19 protein-coding genes and 1 tRNA gene are annotated in these 21,422 nt (G+C 61.1%); 1 reads left to right on the top strand and 19 read right to left on the bottom strand.

Going from position 1 to position 21,422, the window contains the following annotated elements; translation table 11 throughout:
- Positions 1-35 precede the first annotated feature (35 nt).
- The 16 genes from DESPR_RS18125 to rnc form a co-directional block, all read right to left on the bottom strand.
- Complete coding sequence (locus DESPR_RS18125) at positions 36-197, bottom strand: hypothetical protein (protein ID WP_015722826.1); 162 nt, start codon at positions 195-197, stop codon at positions 36-38.
- 113 nt (positions 198-310) lie between these two features.
- A complete protein-coding gene (gene bamJ, locus DESPR_RS00420) occupies positions 311-1,039 on the bottom strand; it encodes a BamJ family beta-barrel-assembly machinery protein (protein WP_015722825.1) in 729 nt (242 codons plus the stop codon).
- A gap of 224 nt (positions 1,040-1,263) precedes the next feature.
- The gene (locus DESPR_RS00415; protein WP_015722824.1) at positions 1,264-2,562 is read right to left on the bottom strand and encodes a phenylacetate--CoA ligase family protein; all 1,299 of its coding nucleotides are present in this window, start codon (positions 2,560-2,562) and stop codon (positions 1,264-1,266) included.
- A gap of 77 nt (positions 2,563-2,639) precedes the next feature.
- The gene (locus DESPR_RS00410) at positions 2,640-3,365 is read right to left on the bottom strand and encodes an ABC transporter ATP-binding protein (RefSeq protein ID WP_015722823.1); all 726 of its coding nucleotides are present in this window, start codon (positions 3,363-3,365) and stop codon (positions 2,640-2,642) included.
- Positions 3,366-3,407: 42 nt separating this feature from the next.
- Positions 3,408-4,211: an ABC transporter ATP-binding protein gene (locus tag DESPR_RS00405; protein WP_015722822.1), complete on the bottom strand. Its 804-nt coding sequence runs from the start codon at positions 4,209-4,211 to the stop codon at positions 3,408-3,410.
- Positions 4,208-5,290: a branched-chain amino acid ABC transporter permease gene (locus DESPR_RS00400; protein WP_015722821.1), complete on the bottom strand. Its 1,083-nt coding sequence runs from the start codon at positions 5,288-5,290 to the stop codon at positions 4,208-4,210. Before DESPR_RS00400 ends, DESPR_RS00405 begins: the two co-directional genes overlap by 4 nt.
- Positions 5,290-6,180, bottom strand: coding sequence for a branched-chain amino acid ABC transporter permease (locus DESPR_RS00395; RefSeq protein ID WP_015722820.1), 891 nt, complete (start codon positions 6,178-6,180; stop codon positions 5,290-5,292). Before DESPR_RS00395 ends, DESPR_RS00400 begins: the two co-directional genes overlap by 1 nt.
- A 51-nt stretch (positions 6,181-6,231) precedes the next feature.
- The gene (locus DESPR_RS00390) at positions 6,232-7,392 is read right to left on the bottom strand and encodes an ABC transporter substrate-binding protein (RefSeq protein ID WP_015722819.1); all 1,161 of its coding nucleotides are present in this window, start codon (positions 7,390-7,392) and stop codon (positions 6,232-6,234) included.
- Between the two features lie 89 nt (positions 7,393-7,481).
- Complete coding sequence (locus DESPR_RS00385) at positions 7,482-7,913, bottom strand: ACT domain-containing protein (protein ID WP_015722818.1); 432 nt, start codon at positions 7,911-7,913, stop codon at positions 7,482-7,484.
- Between the two features lie 19 nt (positions 7,914-7,932).
- A complete protein-coding gene (locus DESPR_RS00380) occupies positions 7,933-9,231 on the bottom strand; it encodes a phenylacetate--CoA ligase family protein (protein WP_015722817.1) in 1,299 nt (432 codons plus the stop codon).
- A gap of 26 nt (positions 9,232-9,257) precedes the next feature.
- Positions 9,258-9,842 carry an indolepyruvate oxidoreductase subunit beta gene (locus tag DESPR_RS00375; RefSeq protein ID WP_015722816.1) on the bottom strand — a complete coding sequence of 195 codons (585 nt, stop codon included), beginning with the start codon at positions 9,840-9,842 and terminating at the stop codon, positions 9,258-9,260.
- Positions 9,842-11,653, bottom strand: coding sequence for an indolepyruvate ferredoxin oxidoreductase subunit alpha (iorA, locus tag DESPR_RS00370; protein ID WP_015722815.1), 1,812 nt, complete (start codon positions 11,651-11,653; stop codon positions 9,842-9,844). Before iorA ends, DESPR_RS00375 begins: the two co-directional genes overlap by 1 nt.
- Positions 11,654-11,875: 222 nt before the next feature.
- Positions 11,876-13,594 carry a DUF3352 domain-containing protein gene (locus DESPR_RS00365; protein WP_015722814.1) on the bottom strand — a complete coding sequence of 573 codons (1,719 nt, stop codon included), beginning with the start codon at positions 13,592-13,594 and terminating at the stop codon, positions 11,876-11,878.
- Between the two features lie 59 nt (positions 13,595-13,653).
- Positions 13,654-15,654, bottom strand: a complete 2,001-nt coding sequence (locus DESPR_RS00360; RefSeq protein ID WP_015722813.1) for an ABC-F family ATP-binding cassette domain-containing protein — start codon at positions 15,652-15,654, stop codon at positions 13,654-13,656.
- Positions 15,655-15,793: 139 nt separating this feature from the next.
- Positions 15,794-16,801 (bottom strand): elongator complex protein 3, encoded by a 1,008-nt coding sequence (locus DESPR_RS00355; RefSeq protein ID WP_015722812.1) that lies wholly within the window; start codon positions 16,799-16,801, stop codon positions 15,794-15,796.
- 23 nt (positions 16,802-16,824) lie between these two features.
- Complete coding sequence (gene rnc, locus DESPR_RS00350; protein ID WP_015722811.1) at positions 16,825-17,556, bottom strand: ribonuclease III; 732 nt, start codon at positions 17,554-17,556, stop codon at positions 16,825-16,827.
- Positions 17,557-17,614: 58 nt separating this feature from the next.
- Between rnc and DESPR_RS00345 the strand changes: the two genes are divergently transcribed.
- A tRNA-Cys gene (locus tag DESPR_RS00345) sits at positions 17,615-17,689 on the top strand.
- A 166-nt stretch (positions 17,690-17,855) separates the two neighbouring features.
- On the opposite strand, the gene DESPR_RS00340 is transcribed toward DESPR_RS00345, so the two are convergent.
- The 3 genes from DESPR_RS00340 to speA all read right to left on the bottom strand — a co-directional run bounded on the left by DESPR_RS00340 (position 17,856) and on the right by speA (position 21,379).
- Positions 17,856-18,545 carry a PEP-CTERM sorting domain-containing protein gene (locus DESPR_RS00340; RefSeq protein WP_015722810.1) on the bottom strand — a complete coding sequence of 230 codons (690 nt, stop codon included), beginning with the start codon at positions 18,543-18,545 and terminating at the stop codon, positions 17,856-17,858.
- A gap of 292 nt (positions 18,546-18,837) precedes the next feature.
- Complete coding sequence (gene thpR, locus DESPR_RS00335; protein ID WP_015722809.1) at positions 18,838-19,305, bottom strand: RNA 2',3'-cyclic phosphodiesterase; 468 nt, start codon at positions 19,303-19,305, stop codon at positions 18,838-18,840.
- Between the two features lie 172 nt (positions 19,306-19,477).
- Positions 19,478-21,379 carry a biosynthetic arginine decarboxylase gene (gene speA, locus DESPR_RS00330; RefSeq protein WP_043770287.1) on the bottom strand — a complete coding sequence of 634 codons (1,902 nt, stop codon included), beginning with the start codon at positions 21,377-21,379 and terminating at the stop codon, positions 19,478-19,480.
- Positions 21,380-21,422 lie beyond the last annotated feature (43 nt).

Below are 21,422 nucleotides of genomic sequence, written 5' to 3'. Positions count from 1 at the left end.
GGCTCCAGGGAAGGGGAAAAAGACGAACCTACTTTTTACTTTTTCTTGTCTTTTTTCTTCTTGTCCTTCTTTTTCTTTTTCTTTTCCTTCGATTTTTTCTTTTCTTTATCCTGCAAAGGACAATTGCTGCACATCTTGCCTTTCTTCAAGTAGGCCCCGCAGCATTTGTCTTTTTTTTTCTTCTTGTCTTTCCCCATGGTCCGCCTCCTGCGCAGTGGCCAACAACACATTCATTCCTGATCGAGGTTCCAGGTGCATATCATGCCGCATGCATGAACGATAGGGTTGACGTCACGGGTTGCAAAGGGGGTTATTCCTTTTTCTCCTTTTCTTTCTCTTTTGCCGGCTGCAGGATCTCGAGCAGCTCGACCTGGAAAATCAGCATGGAGCCAGGCTCGATCACCGGAGGAGCGCCGCGGTCGCCGTACGCAAGGTCCGGTGGGATATACAATTCATAGGTGGACCCGACTTCCATCAGCGGTAGGGCTTCCTGCCAGCCGGCGATCACCTGATTCACTTGAAACTCCGCCGGCTCATTGCGCTTGTAGGAACTGTCGAATTCCTTGCCGTCGATCAGCGTGCCCTTGTATTGCACCTTGACCATGTCGGTCGGCGCCGGCTTGGCGCCCTGCCCTTTTTTCACCACCTTGTACTGCAACCCGGACTTGGTTTCGGTCACCCCTTCCTTGCCCTTGTTTGCCTTGAGAAACTCCTCGGCGGCCTTGCGGTTTTTCTGCACCATGGCCACGGTCTTCTGGATCTGCTTCTCCTGTTGCTTTTTGGCGAAATTCTGCTGAATCGCGGCCGCATCGGCGGCACTGAGCAACGGTTTGTTGCCATTGTAGCTGTCGACAATGCCTTGGTTGAGGGCCTGCAAATCAAATTTATCCTCCAGCCCCTTGAAGTACTCCCCAAGATCAAGGCCCATGGCATAACTCAGCTTCTGTTCGTCGTTTTTCAACTCCATCGGTTGATCGGCCGCACAAACTGTCCTCGCTGCCACCAGCAGGACCATCAGACCAACAACATGCAACTTCATACACTTCTCCTTTACGGTGATTGAGAAAACAGAAGGCGGCAGGCTTCGATCGGGAAGGTCATCCCATCTGGGCCATGACGCCACGGGTCGCCTGATGGCAAACAGAAGCGCCCACGAACAGGCCTCTGCGTCCATCGGGCAGGAATGCGTTTATTCACTACTGGTTACAGCTAATCACCCTTTTTGGCTCGGTGTCCACTCTTTTCACGGCCACCGGCCATTTTTTACAATTTTCTGCGATCGATAACCCGCTTGGCCTTGCCCTCCGAACGCTCTAGCGTTTTCTCCTCCACCAGTTTGACCTCGACACTGATCCCCACTTCCGACGCCAGCCGGCTTTTGATCCGGTCGATCACCATCCGCTGTTTCTTCATCTCGTCGAAGAAGATCGATTCCACCACCTCGACCAATACGGTGATCTTGTCGGCATGGTTTTCCCGCTCGACAAGGATCTGGTAATGGGGCTCGGTGCCCTCGACCTCGAACAGCACCTTCTCGATCTGCATGGGGAACACGTTGACCCCCTTGATGATCAGCATGTCATCGCTGCGGCCCATCACCCGCTCCATCCGCTTCATGGTGCGACCGCAGGCACAGGTTCCGGGGATGAACCGGGTCAGGTCGCGGGTCCGGTAGCGAACCATCGGAAAGGCCTCCTTGGTGAGGGTGGTGATCACCAGTTCACCGACTTCCCCCTCGGGTACCGGCTCCAGGGTGGCCGGATCGAGGATCTCCAGGAGGAAGTGATCCTCGTTGATGTGGAGCCCTCTGCACTCAAGGCACTCGCCCGCCACGCCCGGGCCCATGACCTCGGACAGGCCGTAGTTGTCGGTGGCGACGATACCGAGTTTCTGATGAATTTCCTGGCGCATGGCCTCCGACCAGGGTTCGCCGCCGAACAGCCCATACCGCAGCGACAGGCCGTTGGGGTTGATGCCCATCTCCATCATCGTGTCCGCCAGCACCAACGCATAGGACGGGGTGCAGACCAAGGCGGTGGTCTTGAAATCCTGCATGATCTGGATCTGACGTTTGGTGTTGCCGGCCGAGATCGGAATGACCGAGGCACCGATCAGCTCGGCACCGTAATGGAGGCCAAAACCACCGGTGAACAACCCGTAGCCAAACGCTATCTGGATGACATCGTTCTTGGTCACTCCGGCGGCAGTGATGATCCGTGCCACCAAATTCGACCAGGTCCGGATGTCGTTGCGCGTGTATCCGACCACGGTGGCCTGGCCCGAGGTGCCGGACGAGGAATGAACCCGGACGACATCGCGCAGGGGCACGGCGAACAGGCCGTAGGGATAGTTGTCGCGCAGATCCTGTTTCTCGGTGAACGGCAACCGCCGCACATCCTCCAGCGATCGGATGTCGTCGTAATTGAACTTGAGCTGCTCGAATTTCTTCTTATAGAAGGGGACATGGGTTCCCACCCGATACAGTGTTGCCTGCAATCGCTCCAACTGAAGCTGTTCCAGGTCTTCTCGTGCCATGCATTCTCGTTCCGGTTCCCAGTACATTTTTGCTACCGTGTTGAAATGAGTTGAAGTCGGCCAGCGGTCCCCATGGCCGCGCCGCACTGCCCGGCCCTCGCGGCTCAGGCGATTTTTTCCCGGCCCAGATAGGCGCGCTGTACATCCGCGTTGGCCAGCAGGTCTGCGGCCGAGCCCTGCACAATCACCTTGCCCACCTCCAGCACATAGCCGCGGTCGGCAATGCCCAGGGCGGCCTTGGCATTCTGTTCGATGAGCAGCACCGTATTGCCCTCCTCGCGCAGCCGGCGGATGATGGCGAAGATATCGCGCACGATCAACGGCGCCAGACCGGTGGAGGGTTCGTCCATCATCACCAGCCGTGGCGTGGACATCAGGGCTCGCCCCATGGCCAGCATCTGCTGCTCGCCACCGGAAAGGGTTCCGGCCAGCTGCCGCCGCCGCTCCCGCAAAATGGGGAACAATTCGTATTGGTGTGCCAGTTGCCTCAGCACCGCAGCCCGACCCTGCTCCTTTTGCAGCACATACCCGCCAAGCAGCAGATTCTCCTCCACGGTCATCGGTGCAAAGACCTGTCGCCCCTCGGGCACCAGGGCGCAGCCGGACGCGACGATCGCACCGACCGTGGCCCGGTCGCAGGATCGCCCAAGGAAGGTGATCTCGCCCTGCATCGGTTTGATCAGCCCGATGACGGTGTGCAGCAGGGTGGTCTTGCCCGCCCCGTTGGCGCCGATCATGGTGACGATCTCCCCTGGCTTGACATGGAGGGAGATATTTTTCAACACCCGGAGTTTGCCGTACCCGGCATCAAGGTTGCGAATCTTCAGCATGCAAAATGGATGGTTTGCGAAAGGGATGGGGGCGGAACCCGTTTAGGCTGCATCGTCCTCTCCCAGGTAAATTTTGATGACTTCGGCATTCTGTTGGATGTTGGGCGGCGTATCCTCGGCCAGTTTGGCGCCAAAGCTGAGGACCACGATCTCGTCGGAAATGTCCATCACCAGCGACATGTCGTGTTCGACCAGCAGCACGGTGATTCCCATGTCCCGGATGGCGGAGATCAGGCGGGCGACCTCGGCGGTCTCGTAGATATTGAGCCCGGCCGCCGGCTCGTCAAGCAACAGCAGCTTGGGTTCGCTCGCCAGGGCCCGGGCCATCTCCACCGCCCGTTGCTGACCAAATGCCAGGCTGGTCGCCTCGGTGTCGGCCAGGTCGGCGATCTGCATCAGCTCCAGCAGTTCCATGGACCGCGCGCGGATGAGCCGTTCCTCCTTCCAGGTCAAGGGCAGGGAGAACATGCCGGCGAAAAAACCGCTCCGACTTTGCACATGCCGCCCGACCATGACGCACTCCAGGGCGGTCATGCCATGAAAGAGCTTGATATTCTGGAAGGTGCGAGCCATGCCCAACCGAGCGATCTGGTGTGTCTTTCTCCCCTGGATTTCCTGGCCCCGGAAGCTGATGGTGCCGGCACTGACCGGCAGGTTACCAGCGATCAGATTGAACAGGGTGGTCTTGCCCGCGCCGTTGGGGCCGATCACCGCCTTGATGCTGCCGGCATCGACCATGAAACTGACATCGTTGACCGCGTGCAGGCCGCCAAACCGCTTGTGCACGCCGTGCAGGGAGAGGATGGGTTCGCGCCCGGCGGTATTGACGCCGCGTTCTCCGCTCATGCGCCCGCCCCCCGCACGAACTGCCGCACCACCTGTTTGAGACGCAGGCTGAGGATGCCTTCCGGGGCAAGGAGCATGACCATGATGAGGATCAGGCCGAAGACCGCGTCGTCATAGGCACCGAACACGCCGCGCAGGGAAAGGAAGGTCAGGCCCACTCCCATGAGCAGGGTTCCCCACAGATTGGTCATGCCGCCCACCGCCACCAGGGCCACGTAGCGCACCGATTTCATCACCGAGGCCTCGCTCGGACCGATACCGCCATTGAAATGGGTCAGCAGCACCCCGGCAACGGCGGCATAAACGGCGCTGAGCACAAAAACCTGCAACTTGGAGCGGGCGGTGTCGATCCCTGAGGCCTCGGCCGCCTCCTCGGAACTGTGCAGCGAGCGCAAGGCCCGGCCGACCCGGGAGCCGATCAGGTTGAGCAGCAGGCCCATGCCGACAATGAGCACGCCCCAGGCGAGATAGAAGTTGAGGATCCGGTGTGCGGGATCGCCACTGATCACCAGCCCGTCCCAATTGGCCATGGCTGGAACAAGAGTGAAACCGGGCACCTCGGAGATACCGTCGGCCTCCCCGAAATAGGGGGCCGCCAGGAGAATGCGGTAGATGATGGTCCCAAACCCCAGGGTGGCCATGGCCAGGTAATGGCCCTTGAGCTTGAGCACCGGGATACCGATCACCAGGGCAATCAAGGCGGCGACCAGAACGGCACAGCAGCAGGCCGCCCAGGGAGTCACGGTCAGCAACTGCGCCCCGTAGAGGTCCTGGCCGCGGGCCAGCAGGCCGACGCTGTCCAGCCAGCGCACCGCCCACGCTTCCTGCAGCGGCCCCAGATCGCGAGTGGTCAGGGCGGCGGCGAGATACCCGCCGATGGCGAAAAAGCCGGCATGACCGATGGAGATCTGCCCGGCATAGCCCATGAGCACCCCGAGGCCGATGATCACCAGGCCGTAATAGGCGGCCATGGTCAGCTGGGTCAGGTAGTATTCGGTGCCGGTCAGCACCGTGCACAGATGGAGGATCGCCACCAACAGGCAGAGTCCGGCCAGCGACCAATTTTTGCGCGTCTTCATCAGAAATCCTTCAACCGCGCCGTCTCGCTGGAACCAAACAGCCCATGGGGTTTGACAAAAAGGATGATGAGCAGGATGGTGATCGAAATGGCGTCTTGAAAGGCCAACGGCACCACGGAAACGGAAAAGGCCTCGATGATGCCCAAAAGAATGCCGGCGGCCACCGCGGCCATGGAATTGCCCAACCCGCCGAGGATAGCGACGGTGAACCCCTTGATCGCCAGCGAGGTCCCGGAATCGTACTGGGTGTAGGTGATCGGCGACATCACGCAGCCCGCCAGCGCCCCTATGCCGGCACTGAGCATGAAGCTCAGGGTGACCATGTTGCGGGTGTTGATCCCGCACAGCAGGGCCGCGGTCCGGTTGGCGGAGCAGGCGCGCATCTCCCGGCCAACCGGCGTGCTCTTGAAAAAAAGGCTCAGCCCCCCCATCATCACCGAACACGCAACAATCACCCACACCACCTGCGGCGAGACATGGACGCTGCCCAGGGAAAAGGTGGTCACCTCGTTGCCGTAAAAATAGGGCAGGCTGCGAATCGACTCACCCCAGATATGGAGGGCCGACTCCCGCAGCAGGATGGAGATGCCGATGGTGATGATGATCATCCTGAGCACCGAAGGGCTTTCCAGCCAGCGGATGAACAGCATCTCGATGACGGCGCCGATCAGCATGGTGATCACCACCGCCGCGGCAATGGCATAGCCTAGGGGCATGAACGGCAGCAGGGAAATCGAGATCATGCCGCCGAGCATCACGAACTCGCCTTGGGCAAAGTTGATGATGCCGGTGGTATTGTAGATGATGTTGAAGCCAATGGCGACAATGGCGTAGATACTACCGTAGGTGATGCCGGCAAAGAGGTATTGGAAGAAGAGATCCGGACTCATGCGTTCTGTCACTGTGCGGCGGGGATCGCGCGATCCCCGCCGGCGCAGAGGTTATTGTCCCTGGTAGAGGATGAATTTGCCGTCCTTGACCGTGAGCAGGGCAAACGAATCGATGGTGAGCCCGTTATGATCCTGGGGGGTGAAGGAGAACATGCCGCCAACCCCGGCAAAATTCTTCAACCCCTCAACCGCGTCGCGCACCTTGGCCCGGTCGTTGCCGGCCTGCCTGACCGCCGCGGCCACCATGTTCATGGCATCAAAGGCGTATCCGCCGAAGGCCGAGGCATCCTCCTTGTACTTGGCCTCATAGTCGCGCTTGTACTCGCTGAGCAGAGCCTTCTGCGGATGATCGTCGGCCAGGGCGTCGACCACCAGCAAGCGGCCGCAGGGAAAGATGATCCCTTCGGCGGCAGGCCCGGCGGCCTCGGCATACTTGATGTTGCCAAATCCATGGCTCTGAAACAGCGGCACCGTCCATTTGGCCTGGCGCATGTTCGTGGCAATGATCGCCTGGGCCGGGACCACCGACCAGTTGACCACCGCCTGGATGGACGTATCGGCCTTCAGCTTGGCCACCAAGGCGCCGAGATTGGTGGCCTTGCTGTCGTAGGTCTCGGAGGCGGCCACCTTGATGTCAAATCGGGGCGCCATTTTCTCCAGCTGTTCCTTGCCGGCCTTGCCGAAACCGTCGTTGCCGGCGGCGATGGCGATGGTGCTGATCTTCTGCCGGCGCATCTCCTCGAAGATCATCTGAGCGGCAAAACTGTCCTTCTGCGGCGTCTTGAACACATAGCGGGCCACCGGATCGACGATCACCTCGGCGGCGGCGCAGGAAATCAGGGTGGTCTGGCCGTCCTCGGCCACTTTCTTCACCGCCATGGACTCACCGGAGGTCGAGGGGCCGATGATGGCCACCACCTTTTCCTCCTCGATCAGCTGCTTGGCAAAGGACACCGCCTTTTCCGAGCTGCCCGCCGAATCCTTGACAATCAGCTCGATGGTGTCGCCGTTGATGCCGCCGCCCTGGTTGATCTTCTCCACCACCATTTGGGCGCTGCGGGCCTCGGGCCCGCCGAGAAAGGACGCCGGCCCGCTCACCGCAAATATCGCCCCCACCTTGATGGTGCCCGCACTCGCTCCCGAGAGCGTGGCCGCCACCATGCATCCGCAGACAACGCAGCCTAGCGCCAATCGTTTCATACTGCTGTTCATTGTTTCCCCCTTTTATCCTCCAAATGGACCGCACGCATACACGACGCTGCCCCGCCGACGAAAACGGCGGGGCAGCGTCCCGGCACCTCCTACAGGGCGCAGATCTGCGCTCCGGTCAGCAAGGTAAACCCATTGGCCTGCAACACCTCGATGGCCTTGTCCATATCGTCGAAGCGAAAAATCAGCACCGCGTTGGCGCCGCTCTTGTTGACAAAAGCATACATGTACTCGACATTCAGGCCGACCTCGTTGACCACCTTGAGCACACTGGCCAAGCCGCCGGAACGGTCCGGCACCTCGACCGCGACCACATTGGTCTTGCCGACGGTAAAGCCGCCGGCGCGCAAGACGTCCTTGGCTAGATCGACCTTGTCGACGATCAGGCGGAGGATACCGAAATCAGCGGTATCGGCCACGCTCAACGCGCGGATATTGATGTCGTTGTCCGCCAGGATGCGGGTGATCTCCGCCAGACGCCCGGATTTGTTCTCGAGAAAAACCGCAATCTGCTCTACACGCATACGACCCTCCTGATAGGAATTAGATTGTGCGCCGATCAATGACCCGCTGTGCCTTGCCCTCGGAGCGCTGGATCGAGCGGGGCTCCACCAGTTTGACCTTGCAGGTCACCCCAAGCATGTCCTTGATCTCCGTCTGGATCTTCTTGGTCAGATTCTCCAGCACCTTGATTTCATCAGAGAAAATATGCTCGCTCACCTCGACCAGCACCGACATCACGTCTAGGTTGCCGTCGCGGGTGACTTCAATCTGGTAGTGCGGTTCGACCCCCTTGATGCCGACTAGGACGTGCTCGACCTGCGAGGGGAAGACGTTGACCCCGCGGATGATCAGCATGTCGTCGGTGCGGCCGGTGACCTTTTCCATGCGGATCAGGGTGCGGCCGCATGCGCAGGGTTCAAGGAACAGGCGGGAGATGTCCTTGGTGCGGTAGCGGATCAGGGGAAAGGCCTCCTTGGTCAGGGTGGTAAACACCAATTCGCCGGTTTCGCCGTAGGGCAGCGGTTCCAACGTGTCGGGATCAATCACCTCGGGCAGGAAGTTGTCCTCCAGGATATGCATGCCGTGCTCGGAGTGGAGACACTCCATGGACACCCCTGGGCCGATGATCTCGGACAGGCCATAGATGTCCAAGGCCTTGATGCCCAGCTTGCGCTCGACCTCCTCGCGCATGTTCCGGCTCCAGGGCTCGGCGCCATGAATGCCGACCCGCAGTTTGAGGTCGTCGGGCGAGATGCCGGCATCGACCATGGCATCGGCCAAATTGAGCGCGTAGGACGGAGTGGAGAGCAGCACGGTGGAACCGAAGTCACGCATGATGGTCACCTGCCGTTTCGAGTTGCCGCCGGACACCGGAATAACGGTGGCTCCCAGCGCCTCGATGCCGTAATGGGCGCCCAGACCGCCGGTGAACAGGCCGTAGCCGTAGGCGTTGTGCACCATGTCGCCCTTGGTCACCCCGGCCATGGTCAGGCAGCGGGCCATGACCGAGGCCCAGAGCTCGATGTCCACCTGAGTATAGCCGACCACGGTCGACTTGCCGGTGGTGCCCGACGAGGCGTGCACGCGGATGACATCGTCCATGGGGGTGGCGAAGAGGCCGAAGGGATAATTGTCGCGCAGATCGTCCTTGGTGGTGAAGGGCAGCTTGCGCAGGTCGGCAAGCGACTGAATATCCCCGGGCTTGACCCCGGCCTCGTCCATCTTGCGCCGATAGGGCAAGACGCGATCGTACATCCGGTACACCAGCCCCTGCAACCGCCTGAGCTGGATCGACTCCAACCCCGCGCGGGGCAGGGTTTCTATCTCTTGCCAAATCATGTGCTCGTCCTCTCTCTTCGTGCGCCTCAGGCGTAGACAGCCGCCCGGCCGGCGCTGAACGCCCGCTTGTTGACCTCGCGGAACTGGGCCTTGACCGTGTTGTCGATCACCGCAAGAAAGACCTCGGGATCGACCGCCAGGAAGTTGGACATTGCCCCGACCATGGCCACGTTGGCGGTCCGCAGCTCGCCCACCGACTCGGCCACGGCAAAGGCGTCGATGGCCACGACGTTGATGTGGCGGGATTTGAGCTCATCGAGGATGTTCTCGGGGTAGCTGGCCTTGCCGAGCGCCACCGCCGGCGGCAGGATCTTCTGGGTGTTGACCACCACCGCGCTGTCCCGATGGAGGTAGGGCAGATAGCGGACCGCCTCCAGGATCTCGAAGGCCACCAGGATGTCGGCCGCGCCCAATTCGATCAGCGGTGAGTAGACCTTCTCGCCGTAGCGCAGATGGGCCTCGACCGAGCCGCCGCGCTGGGCCATGCCGTGCACCTCGCTTTTCTTGACGTCGAACCCGGCCGCCAATTGGGCATGGGCGGTCAGCTCGCTGGCCAGGAGGATACCCTGGCCGCCGACACCGGAAAAGAGTATGTTGCCGCTCTGTTTCATCACTTTGCCTCCTTTCGGGTGATCGCGTCGAATTTGCACACGCAGGCACACTGGCCACAGCCGTTGCACTGCACCTCGGCAATCTGGGCAAACCCTTTTTGTTTTTCACGATAGCCGCGTGCCACCGCCTCTTCCGGGGTGAGCGGCGTCCAGCTGATGGCCGGGCAGCCCATCTGCACGCACAGGGTACAGCCGGTGCAGTTGGCGAGATTGGTGAAATACACCGGTTTCTTGCGCTTGACCTCCTCCGGCAGGAGCACGCAGGGGGCGCGGCTGATGATTACCGAGGGCTCGGGCGCCTCGATTTCCTCCTTGAGTGTCTTGCGCGTGGCCTCGACATCGTGCGGATTGACCACGGTTACCCTGTTGACGCCGATCGCCCGGCAGAGCTGCTCGAGATCCAGGGCCGGAGCCGCATCGCCGAGGATGTTGCGGCCCGAGGCCGGGTTGTCCTGGTGGCCGGTCATGGCCGTGGTCCGGTTGTCAAGGATGATCACCGAGGCGTAGGTACCGTTGTAGACCATGTTCAGCAGGCCGGTGATGCCCGAGTGCATGAAAGTGGAATCGCCGAGCACGGCCACGATCTTGCCCTCGCCCTGCTTGCCGAGCGCCTTGGCCATGCCGTGGGCCATGGTGATCGAGGCGCCCATGCACACGCAGGCGTCCATGGCCGACAGCGGCGGCAGAAATCCGAGGGTGTAGCAGCCAATATCGCCGGAGACAAACACGTCCTTCATTTTGGACAGCCCGTAAAACAGACCGCGGTGCGGGCAACCGGCGCACATGTTCGGCGGCCGCATCGGCAGTTCCAGCGGCGCAAACAGCTCGCCGATGCTTTCAGGAGCGAGCGCCTTGCGGACGATGAACGAATTGAGCTCGCCCTGGTTGGGGATCAGCTCCTTGCCCCGGCAGGCAATACCCATGGCCTTGAGGTGGGTCTCGATAAAGGGATCGAGCTCCTCGACCACGACCAGCTCGTCCACCGTGGCGGCAAAATCGCGGATCATCCGCTCCGGCAGCGGCCAGACCATGCCCAGCTTGAGCACCGGCGCGTTGGGGAAGGCCTCTTTGACGTAGTTGTAGGGCACGCCGGAGGTAATGAAACCGCGCTTGCCGGTGCCCGGTTCGATCCGATTCTCGGGCAGGGTCTCGGCCAGTTCGCGCGCGGCCTGCATCCGTTTTTCCACCGCCACGCGGCGCACCCGGGCATTACCGGGCAGCATGACCATCTTGGCCGGCGACTTCTCCATCGACGGCTCCGGAACCTCGCAACGGGTTCCCTTGGTCACCACGCCCTTGACGTGGGCGATGCGGGTGGTGATGCGGATGATCACCGGGGTGTCCAACTGCTCGCTGAGCTGGTAGGCGCGGCCCATCATCTCCTTGGCCTCGGCCGGATCGGAAGGTTCGAGCAGGGGCAGTTTGGCGGCAAAAGCGTAGTTGCGGTTGTCCTGCTCGTTCTGGGAGCTGTGCATCTGGGGATCGTCGGCGTTCAGGATCACCAGGCCGCCGCGCACGCCGGTGTAGGCGGCGGTAAACAACGGATCGGCGGCCACGTTAAGGCCGACATGCTTCATGGTCGCGAGCGCCCGGGCTCCGGCAAAGGAGGCGCCGATGGCCACTTCCAGTCCCACCTTCTCGTTGGGGGCCCACTCGGTGTAGACGCCCTCGTAGCGGCTCAGGTTGCCCATGATTTCCGTCGACGGCGTTCCCGGATAGCCGGACGCCACCCGCACGCCCGCCTCCCAGGCGCCCAGGGCTATTGCCTCGTTGCCGGACAGCCACAATTGTGTTTCCTTGTCAAACGCCACGTGATTCCTCCTTTTCGTGGCCCCGTGGGGCCGGTCGAAATGCTGTTTCACAATGCACCCCGGACAACCGGACCGATACGGACGGCGTTCGTCGCCTGCTGTCCGCATCATGTGCCACCCGTTTTTCAGGGAGCATCCTTACCTTGAATGGAGCAGGTTAGGCAAGTGCTTTTTCCCGCTGTTTCCCCTTGTTCACCACCCTGGGACTCCAGATCGATCGGATTATTTGCCGCCGTTTCCGCCCTGCTCGCCCCGCGCCTTTCTGATGGTCATGGTCCACTCGGCCTGCTCCTTGGTCAAATGCGACGTGGCGGCGATCAGGTCCGTCGACCGCATCAGCTGCACCAACTCACGATTGAGCCGGGAGATCGAGATGTTTTTGGTGGTGGCGAGAATGCCGGCCAGCCAGTCCATCGCCTGCCCCGTCTGACGGGACATCCGCTGCGGATACAGGACAAAGCTGCCGAAATTGGCCTTGGCCACGCGTTCCCCCAGCTCACCGCCAAGCGATGCTGCCACCGGTTGAGCCAAGGCATCGGGCGCGGCCTTGGATTCGAGCAGTTCCCTGATCGCCTGTTTGCTGGTGGCCAGGTAGAGCATGGAATCGGTGAGGACCATGGCCGGCTGGGCCGCCGGGTCGGGCAGCACCGGCCAGCTATGGATGGTGTGGCCGCCCACCTGCTCCTGCTCCTCGGTGGTCATGCCGGTTTCGGCAATGGTCCGGCGCAGGGCGGCCAGCATGGTTTCGGCGATCGACCGGTCACGGATACCGACGAACAAGGTCATCTTCGGCACCGGAAACAGCGCGGTGCGGACAATGTCCTCCAATACCCCGCCATATTGCGGACCAATGGCCCGTCCCAGTTCATCCAGGGAAACGCCCAGGTACTGGCGGACCGCTCGATCCACCTCCTGGACTTCGCCCTTGTTGGCGGACAGGGCATTGAGGAGCATTTCCGGCCGCAGCGAGGAGGCCCAGTTGTAGGCCAGGGTGTGCTCCTTGAGCAGATGCAGGGACTGATTCGATCCGGCGGCCGCGTCCACCGCGCTCTTGACCATCTCGTGCAACTGATCGTAGCGGAAGGTGGAACGGGCCCGGCTTTCCAGCCCCTGGTCGGTTCCAAAGGTGAGGGAATACATGGTTGTCACGCCGCGAAGCATCTCGCCACTCTGCCGCATCTCCGGATTGGTGGACCCGGCCAGCAGCCCGGCTACCTGAGGGACGCTGAGGTAGACCCGCGAATAGGTGTTTTTCTGGGGCGCGGCCTGCCAGAAAGCGAGCGCTTCTTGAAAGGCCGCGACCTTGTCCAGGGTGTGTTCTTCCTTGGCGTCCGCGAGGCAACGCTTGATCGTCGCCGGGGCGTAGGCGAGAAACACGGTCTTGCCTTCGGTAATCCCGTAAATCACCTGGTTCCGGTCCAGGGTGACCCTGGTCAGCTCCAGCCCGTCCACGGTCTCCCGGCTGACGCTGGCGCTGTCCAGCATCCGGCTGAACAGATCCAGGGCTCCGGCCGCCGATGTCCGGGCCACGACCACCAAGCTCTGCCGCAGTGCCGGGATCGGTCGCTCGGTCAGCAATTTCTCGTCGGGCGGCAACAGGGCCACGGTGGCGTCGTCGCCGAACACCGCGCGGAACGCCGGATTGGTCATCACCTGGGCAATAGAGTCGTACAGCCGGTCGTACTCGGCGAGCTCCTTGCTCTCGGCCCCCATCTCCTTCATGATGGCATGCACGGTGTCCTTGGCCAGAAACCGGCCAAGGGCCGTGGCGGCAAAGCCATCGGTCAGGGCGGCGAGGTTGGTCAGGTTGACCGTCCCCACCACCTCCTGGGGCAGGGTGCGGGCATACTGATTGCCCGCGGCCTGTCGCTCCATGAACCAATAGATCCCGGCACCGCCGATGACTGCCAGGCACAAAATAATTCCCACAACTTTTTTCATACTCTTCTCCAATTCAGGGGGTGCGCAGTGGTTGAACAGAAGGCCGGGACGGGCTCCGCTTATTGATCGTGTGCCGCCACTTCCCGTTCAATGGCCTCGATGGCCTGCTGGGCCTCTTCCCAGCGCTGATAGGCCCGCTCCAGATGGCGTTCCACCTGGCCGTACTCCTTGCTGGTGGCGCTCCACCGCTCCTGGTCGCCGTACAGGTCGGGATCGGCCATCAGGGCTTCGAGTTCGGCCTTGCGGCTCTCGTACCGTTCGATCTCCCGTTCCGCCTCGTCACTCTTCTTTTTCCACGGACCGAGTTTTTTATTGAGCTGCTGCCGCTCCAGGGCCCGCTGTTTGCGCTGCGTCTTCTTGTCGGCGACCGCGCCACTACTCTCCGGGACGCTGGAGGTGTGCACGGGTGCCTTTATTTTAGCCGACTCGGTGCCTGTCCCGGACTGGACAGCCTCCATCTTGCGCCGCCATTCGAGGTAGTCGTCGATGTTGCCCTCATGGATGGTGGCCTTGCCGTTTCTGATCTCCAGGACTTTGTTGACAAAGGAGTTGACGAAGAAGCGGTTGTGGGAGACGACGATGATCGTGCCCTCGTACTGGGCCATGGCCTCCTGGAGGATTTCCTGGCTGCTCATGTCCAGGTGGTTGGTGGGTTCGTCGAGCAGCATCAGGTTGGCCGGCCGCACCAGCATCTTGGCCAGGGCCACCCGTGATTTCTCGCCGCCGGAGAGCACCCGCACCTGCTTTTCCACTTCCTCGCCGCTGAAGAGAAAGGCACCGAGCAGGGAGCGCACCTGGGTGATGGTCATGTCGACCGCGGTGTGATAGACGGTGTCGAGGATGGTCAGCTCGCCGGCCAACTCCTGGGCCTGATGCTGGCCGAAGTAGGAGAGGATGACGTTGTGGCCTGGCTTGATCGTGCCCTCGGCCGGCTCCAGGCCAGCCAGAATCTTGAGCAGGGTGGTCTTGCCGGCGCCGTTGACGCCGACCACGGCCAGCTTGTCGCCACGCTGCAGGGAGAAGCTGACGCCATCGAACACCTGTTGGCCGTGATACGCTTTGCGCACGCCCTCCAGGCTGAGCACATCGCGGCCCGAGGGGGCGGCCGGCGGAAAGGTAAAATGGATGGTGCGCTCGGTTTCCGAGAGCTCGAGCCGTTCCAGTTTCTCCAACTGCTTGACCCGGCTCTGCACCTGCTTGGCCTTGGTGGATTTGGCGCGGAACCGGGTGATGAACCGTTCACTCTGGCGGATCAGGGCCTGCTGATTGTCGTAAGCGGCACGCTCCAGTTCCAGCCGCTGCGCCTTTTCCACTAGATAATGGGAGTAGTTGCCGCGAAAAACACTCAGTCGCCCCAGGCTCAGCTCCCAGGTGACCTGCGTCACCCGGTCGAGGAAGGAACGGTCGTGGGAGATGATAACCATCGAGCCCTGATAGCCGAGAAGAAACTCCTCCAACCAGGTGAGCGAGTCAAGGTCGAGATGGTTGGTGGGCTCGTCCAAAAGGAGCAGTGCCGGCCGCTTCAAGAGCAGCTTGGCCAGCAAGAGCCGCATGATCCAGCCGCCGGAGAAACTCCGCACCTCGCGATCCAGGTCGGCGGCGGAGAAACCGAGCCCGAACAGCACCCGTTCGATCTGCGGCCGGATGCGGAACACATCGCTGCCCTCGAGCAGATGCTGCAACTCGCCCTGGCGGGCCAGCAAGGATTCGATCTCCGGGCTGTCGGCATCGAGCAGGGCCAGCTCCTCGCTCACCCGGTCGAGTTCTTCCTGTTGGGCGAGGACCTCGTCAAAGGCCGATTCCGCCTCGCTAAAGAGGCTGCGGCTCCCCAGTTCGATGCTCACCTCCTGGGGCAGGTAGGCCACGGTGAACCAGGAAGCGCGGTTGACGATGCCCGGATCGACCTCCTGCTCGCCGCACATGATCCTGAGCAGGGTCGACTTGCCGGCGCCGTTGACGCCTGCCAGGCCGACCCGGTCACCGATGTGGATCTGGGCCGAAACGTCGCGGAAAATATGTTTGCTGCCGTACTGCAGGTTGAGATTGTTGATGCTGAGCATGAAAGAGAGGTGCTGTTATCGGTTGAATCTGTTGGTCTATCAGGTGGTTCAATGTGCGAGGGAGAGAGCGGTGATCGGTCGCCCATCAAGAGGAGCAGCTACGCGGTGCGGACACCCTGACAACCTACAGACTGTCCACCTATCCACCTATTGCTATCGCCTGCCGGGGCTGGTTCGGGTCGGCGCGCAGAACAAAGCGGTCCAGCAACCCCAACTGCCGCAGCCGTTCCAGGTTGGCCGAACGCGGGCCGCGAAAGATGGATTGATCCCGCTCGGCAATTACCAGGGTCACCGGGGTCGAGGGCTGCACTCCGGCCAGCAGCCGCCGGGCCTGGCGGAGCATCAGCCGGGCCTTGACCAGTTCGCCAAAGGCCGGATGGTAGGGGCCGGCCACCACGGCGCGCTCTAGCTCCGGGCTTGGTTGCAGGCCCATCCGTACCACCCCGATCCCCTGATCGTCAAACCGTTTTTTCATGTAGGCGGTCAGAACCACCGCCCGGCCGAGACTGAGCGGCCGGTATCCTCCCCGGTGGTACAACCGCTCCAACCCGCTGCCGCGCACCACCAGCACCGGATAGAGGCGCACAAACGCGGGCCGCAGGCTGACAACCGTCGCCACGGTCTGGCGCAGGATGCGAAAGCTGTCACCCGGCAGCCCGAGCATCAGCTGTATGCCCAAACCAAAACCCCGTTCCCGGAGCTGGCGCGCCGCGTCCTCGACAGCCGCGCCGCCATGCCCCCGTCCAGCGAGACGCAGAACCCGGTCATCGCAGGACTGGGCTCCCAGCTCGACAATCGACACCCCGTACTCTTCCAGCAGATCCAGCCGCCCGCTGTCGATCAGGTCGGGCCGGGTCGACAGACGGATCTCCTGGACCAGTCCATGGCGGCGAAACGGCTGCACCGCGGCCAGCAGTTCCCGCTGGCGCTCGACGGGCAGACCGGTGAAGCTGCCGCCGTACAAGGCCACCTGCACCCGCTCCCGCCTGTCGGGCCGCGATCGGGCCAGCCAAACGCGGATCGTCTCCGCCACCCCGTTGCTGTCGACCGGAGGAGCGACCTGGCCGCTGATCCGGCGCTGGTCGCAGAAGATGCAGCGGTGCGGGCAGCCCTCGTGGGGGATGAAGATCGGGATGACCAGCGGCATATCGGGGGACCCAAACGGATCGGTCAGCCCTGCCTGGGCGCGAGATAGTCCAGGGCGGCGCGAGCGGCCTGCTGCTCGGCCTCCTTCTTGCTCGAAGCCCTGCCGCTGCCCAGCTCTTCTCCCTGAAAGGTGACGGTGATGGAGAAGAGGCGGGCATGGGCCGGCCCTTCCTCGCCGGTGAGCATATACTCCGGCCCTTCGTTGAACCGCTCCTGGAGCAATTCCTGGAGCGAGCTCTTGGCATCGGCGCTGACCAGCTGTTCCTGGTGCTGGTCGATATGCGGCTCGAAGAAACGGCGGACAAAGGCCAGGGCCTGGTCGTAGCCGCCGTCGAGAAACAACGCGCCCACCAGGGCCTCGTAGGCACAGGAGAGGATGGACGATTTGTCGCGGCCGTTGGAGGCGTTCTCCCCCTTGCCCAGCAGCAGGTACTTGCCCAGATCAATCTCCCGGGCCCGGTCGGCCAGCCCCTGTTCGTTGACCAGGGCCGACCGGATGCGGGTCAACTTGCCCTCGCGCATTTCCGGAAAACGGACGAAAAGGATGTAGCCGACGGTCAGGTCGAGGACGGCATCACCCAGGAATTCCTGGGTTTCGTTGTGCCGGCCATCGTCGAGGCGCTCGAAGGCGAAGGAGCTGTGGATGAGAGAGAGTTGCAGCAGCCGCAGGTCGCGAAAGCGATAACCGATCCGTTCCTGCAACTCGTGCAACCCTTCCTCGTTGTCCTGAATCAGGTTGGCGATGGTGGTTCCCATGGGTTGGATTTCCCCTTGTCAAAAAAAAAATCTATGGTATATGTGTGCCGCACGTTCCGGCGACGTAGCCAAGTGGTAAGGCAGTGGTCTGCAAAACCATTACTCAGCGGTTCAAATCCGCTCGTCGCCTCCAAAAAATGCAAGCGGTCACAGGGTAATCTGTGACCGCTTTTTTTGTGGCCGCAATCCACAGCTATGTACCTGATGACGGAAATACGGTCAAGAGAGGCAATAAAAAAAGCAGGGCCAGATGGCCCTGCTTTTTTTATTCCGCCATGGCGGATATTCCGAATTTTCGTTCAGCTTCGCTTGCGCCGGATCATTCCTGCCAGTCCGGCCATTCCAGTGCCAAACAAAAACATGGTGGCTGGCTCGGGAACAGGGCTATTGGCCTTCACGAGAAAATTCTGCCCTGGCACCCCCAGTGGAATCTCACCATTGGTCACCGCAGGATTCACCGCGAGTAACCAATCGTCGACATAATCATTATAGGTGCCGTCTTCTTTCGCTGTATTATAGGCCGGATACAGAAGCTGCATGACCTGGCCGTAATACGAGTTGGTCTCAGCAATAGTCGCACCAAGCATGACATGCCATATTGCCAGCTGTCCGATCGTTTTGGCGTCCGTTTGGTTTGAGGTCAGTGCCCAAGTGGCGATCCAGCTCGCTTGGATCAATTTGTCGAGGTAGGCTGCGTCGCCACCACCGTAGTCGGTATCCAACTGTTCATCGATCCGATAAAAGGCATATTCAGCATAATTTTTATTCAGATCAGCATGTTCCACACAAAAAACTTCGGAACTCTGTAACGCAAGCTCTCCGAGACTTGAAGCTGTTATCTCATAATCCGTATACCAGTTTCCAAGGGAAGTCTGCACAACAGGCTGGTTATAGCCTATTTGCATATACCCTGTTGAAACGGCGTCCGCCGCTGCGGTCAGCGGACAAAGGGCCAACAAGCCCGCCAGTATGATCATCTGTTTTTTCATGTTGCGCCTCCTTGGGGTGCGTCTGCGAATCAGACATGTCATGTTCCTTTACAGAAAGCATCATTCGTACCAGAAGGAGAAAAACGCGAAAAAAACAGCAACAGTTTGAAATAATATTCTTTTATCCCAGAACAGCCAAGAATCACAAAACAACAGGACAACGAAATTCCGGGAAAATGAAAATAAAATCCGAAAAATCGGAATAAAGGTCGCAAGAGCGGGACATAACGCCCCTTGTTGGGCAGCCTGCCCCCTTGGGGTGGATGTCTGCACCAGGGAGGGTCCGCGGTTCCTAGCTGTTGCCGATACTGAGCGGGTATTCCCGCTCCACGATATGGGTGGCGCCCTTGCGGCCCAGGATGCTGGAATAGAGGAGAAAACGGTCCACGGTGAACAGGGGGCTGAATTTGCGGTTGTCCAGTGCAACCCCCAGTTGAAACAGCCGGGTGGTGATCTTACGCTGCAGCCCCAACAACGGTTCGCTGCGCTCCACGCCGGCCCAGACCACCCGCGGCAGGCCACGCGGCGGGAAAAACCCCACCCCCTTGAGCCGCAGGTCAAAGGACGGGGCGGAGAGCTCGCCGAGCGCCTCCCGGATGTCGAGAAAGATTGCACCGTCGACCTCGCCGATAAAGCAGAGGGTGAGATGCAGTTGTTCGACCGGCGTCCAGCGGGCGGCGGGCAGACCGCAACAGATCCCGGCCAACTGCTCGCGAATCTCCGGCGGTGGATCAATGGCCACGAAAAGTCGTTTGTCCATGGGGTACCGTCTGTTTGCTCGCGCCCCTCACGCCCGCCAATTTTTCGTTTTGCCGTCGATCATGGCGATCAACGACCAAACACGGGCAGGCGGTCGAGGACGCATCCACTGACCATGTGCAACACGACATGCAGGAGCATCGCATGTTGCGCCCTCTCCCTGATCGCTCCGCCTACCGCTCAAAATAGGTGTAGCCCCGCAACCCCGCCTCATAGGCCTCGACAATCTCCCGTCGCTCCTGGGCGCTGATCCGCCCGGAGCGCACCGCCTGCTCGGCGGTTTCACGGAAGCGGACAAAAAGCCGCTTGGGATCGTACTGCACGTAGGACAGCACCTCAGCCACGGTGTCACCTTCCTGTTCGCTGACGAATTCAAATTCGCCCTTGTCCTGGATGCGGATGGTGACCACGTTGGTGTCGCCCAGCAGGTTATGGAGATCACCCAAGGTCTCCTGATAGGCGCCGACCAGGAACACACCAAGAATATACTCTTCGTAGGGCTTGAGTTCGTGCAGCGGCAGATAGCGTTTGACCCCGCGTTTGTCGATGAACTGGTCGATCTTGCCGTCGCAGTCGCAGGTGATGTCAGCCAGGATGCCCTTGCGGGTCGGTTCCTCGTCCAGGCGATGGATGGGCATGATCGGAAACAGCTGGCCGATGGCCCAGCTATCGGGCAAACTCTGAAAGACGCTGAAATTGCAGTAATAAAAATCGGAGAGGACCCGGTCGAGATCGATGAGCTCGGCGCTCGGATTCTTCAGCTCCTTGGCCAGGCGGTTGATCTCGTTGATCGTGGTCCAAAACAGCTGCTCGGCCAGCGAACGTTCACGCAGGCTGATTTTGCCGTGCTGAAACATCCGCCGGGTTTCGTCGCGGTAGAAGATAACGTCGTTGAGCACTTCCTGAATGTTGCGGATGGTCAGGTCCTTGAGCGCCTGGTGCATGTATTCGAGCTGCGGCGGGCAACCTTCGGGCAGCTTGGCCGGCAGGGGCTCGGCATGGAACTGGGTGACGTCGAGGATGTTGAACAAGAGGATCGAGTAATAGGCCACCAGGGCCCGTCCCGATTCGGTGACGATCACCGGGTGCGGAATCTGGTCCTCCTCCAGCGAAGTCATCACCGCCTCGATGATGTCGGTGCAGTATTCCTTGAGGGTGTAGTTGCGGCTGGAGAGGAAGTTGGACTGCGAGCCGTCATAGTCCACCGCCAGCCCGCCGCCGAGGTCGAGGTACTGGACCTGGGCCCCTTCCTTGACCAGACCGGCGTAGACCCGGCAGGCCTCGTTGACTGCGGTGCGGATCTCGCGGATGTTGGAGATCTGCGAGCCCAGATGGTAATGGACCAGCTTGAGGCAGTCGAGCATGCCGGCGCTGGCCAGCAGGTCCACCGCCTGGATGATCTGGCTGGTGTTGAGGCCGAAGATCGAGCGCTCGCCGCCGGATTCCGACCAGTGGCCGCCAGCCTGGGCCGAGAGTTTGATGCGGATGCCCAGAATCGGCTTGGCATTCAGCGCCTTGGAGCGCTCGATGATCAGCGGCAGCTCGTCGGGCATCTCCACCACCAGGATACAGGTGAAGCCGATCTTGGTGGCGTAGAGACCGAGATCGATGAACTCCTCGTCCTTGTAGCCGTTGCAGATGAGCGCCGCCTTCTTGTCACGCATCATGCCCATGGCGGCGATCAGCTCGGCCTTGGACCCGGCTTCGAGGCCGTGGTGGTAGCGCGAGCCGAACTGGGCGATCTTTTCCACCACCTGCTGCTGCTGGTTGACCTTGATCGGGTAGGCGCCCATGAAGGTGCCCTTGTAACCCAACTCCTCCATGGCCGAGCGGAAGGTCTCGTTGAGGCTGGTGATCTGGGCATCGAGGATGTTCTCGATGCGCAGCAGCACCGGCATGTCAAAGCCGCGCTCGCGGATCCCTTTGGAGATCTCGGCGATGCTCACCGCCCGGTCGACCGCGCCGGGCTCGGGCATGACCATCATGTCGCCGTTCTCGGCCGCGAAAAAGTAGCCGCCGCCCCACTCCGTCACGCCGTACAGATCGGATGACTTGTTAATGTTCCAACGTTCCATGGTATAGTTCACCACTCCGTTCCTCCTTCGAACCACAAACTGC

This window comes from Desulfobulbus propionicus DSM 2032, from assembly GCF_000186885.1.
GTDB lineage: Bacteria > Desulfobacterota > Desulfobulbia > Desulfobulbales > Desulfobulbaceae > Desulfobulbus > Desulfobulbus propionicus.
The sequence above is the reverse complement of the archived record's forward strand: the minus strand, read 5'-3'. Positions and strand labels throughout refer to the sequence as shown.

Coding starts and splice junctions, on each gene's coding strand:
- DESPR_RS18125 (WP_015722826.1), bottom strand. CDS start 197: ATGGGGAAAGACAAGAAGAAAAAAAAAGACAAATGCTGCGGGGCCTAC.
- bamJ (WP_015722825.1), bottom strand. CDS start 1,039: ATGAAGTTGCATGTTGTTGGTCTGATGGTCCTGCTGGTGGCAGCGAGG.
- DESPR_RS00415 (WP_015722824.1), bottom strand. CDS start 2,562: ATGTACTGGGAACCGGAACGAGAATGCATGGCACGAGAAGACCTGGAA.
- DESPR_RS00410 (WP_015722823.1), bottom strand. CDS start 3,365: ATGCTGAAGATTCGCAACCTTGATGCCGGGTACGGCAAACTCCGGGTG.
- DESPR_RS00405 (WP_015722822.1), bottom strand. CDS start 4,211: ATGAGCGGAGAACGCGGCGTCAATACCGCCGGGCGCGAACCCATCCTC.
- DESPR_RS00400 (WP_015722821.1), bottom strand. CDS start 5,290: ATGAAGACGCGCAAAAATTGGTCGCTGGCCGGACTCTGCCTGTTGGTG.
- DESPR_RS00395 (WP_015722820.1), bottom strand. CDS start 6,180: ATGAGTCCGGATCTCTTCTTCCAATACCTCTTTGCCGGCATCACCTAC.
- DESPR_RS00390 (WP_015722819.1), bottom strand. CDS start 7,392: ATGAACAGCAGTATGAAACGATTGGCGCTAGGCTGCGTTGTCTGCGGA.
- DESPR_RS00385 (WP_015722818.1), bottom strand. CDS start 7,913: ATGCGTGTAGAGCAGATTGCGGTTTTTCTCGAGAACAAATCCGGGCGT.
- DESPR_RS00380 (WP_015722817.1), bottom strand. CDS start 9,231: ATGATTTGGCAAGAGATAGAAACCCTGCCCCGCGCGGGGTTGGAGTCG.
- DESPR_RS00375 (WP_015722816.1), bottom strand. CDS start 9,842: ATGAAACAGAGCGGCAACATACTCTTTTCCGGTGTCGGCGGCCAGGGT.
- DESPR_RS00365 (WP_015722814.1), bottom strand. CDS start 13,594: ATGAAAAAAGTTGTGGGAATTATTTTGTGCCTGGCAGTCATCGGCGGT.
- DESPR_RS00360 (WP_015722813.1), bottom strand. CDS start 15,654: ATGCTCAGCATCAACAATCTCAACCTGCAGTACGGCAGCAAACATATT.
- DESPR_RS00355 (WP_015722812.1), bottom strand. CDS start 16,801: ATGCCGCTGGTCATCCCGATCTTCATCCCCCACGAGGGCTGCCCGCAC.
- rnc (WP_015722811.1), bottom strand. CDS start 17,556: ATGGGAACCACCATCGCCAACCTGATTCAGGACAACGAGGAAGGGTTG.
- DESPR_RS00340 (WP_015722810.1), bottom strand. CDS start 18,545: ATGAAAAAACAGATGATCATACTGGCGGGCTTGTTGGCCCTTTGTCCG.
- thpR (WP_015722809.1), bottom strand. CDS start 19,305: ATGGACAAACGACTTTTCGTGGCCATTGATCCACCGCCGGAGATTCGC.
- speA (WP_043770287.1), bottom strand. CDS start 21,379: ATGGAACGTTGGAACATTAACAAGTCATCCGATCTGTACGGCGTGACG.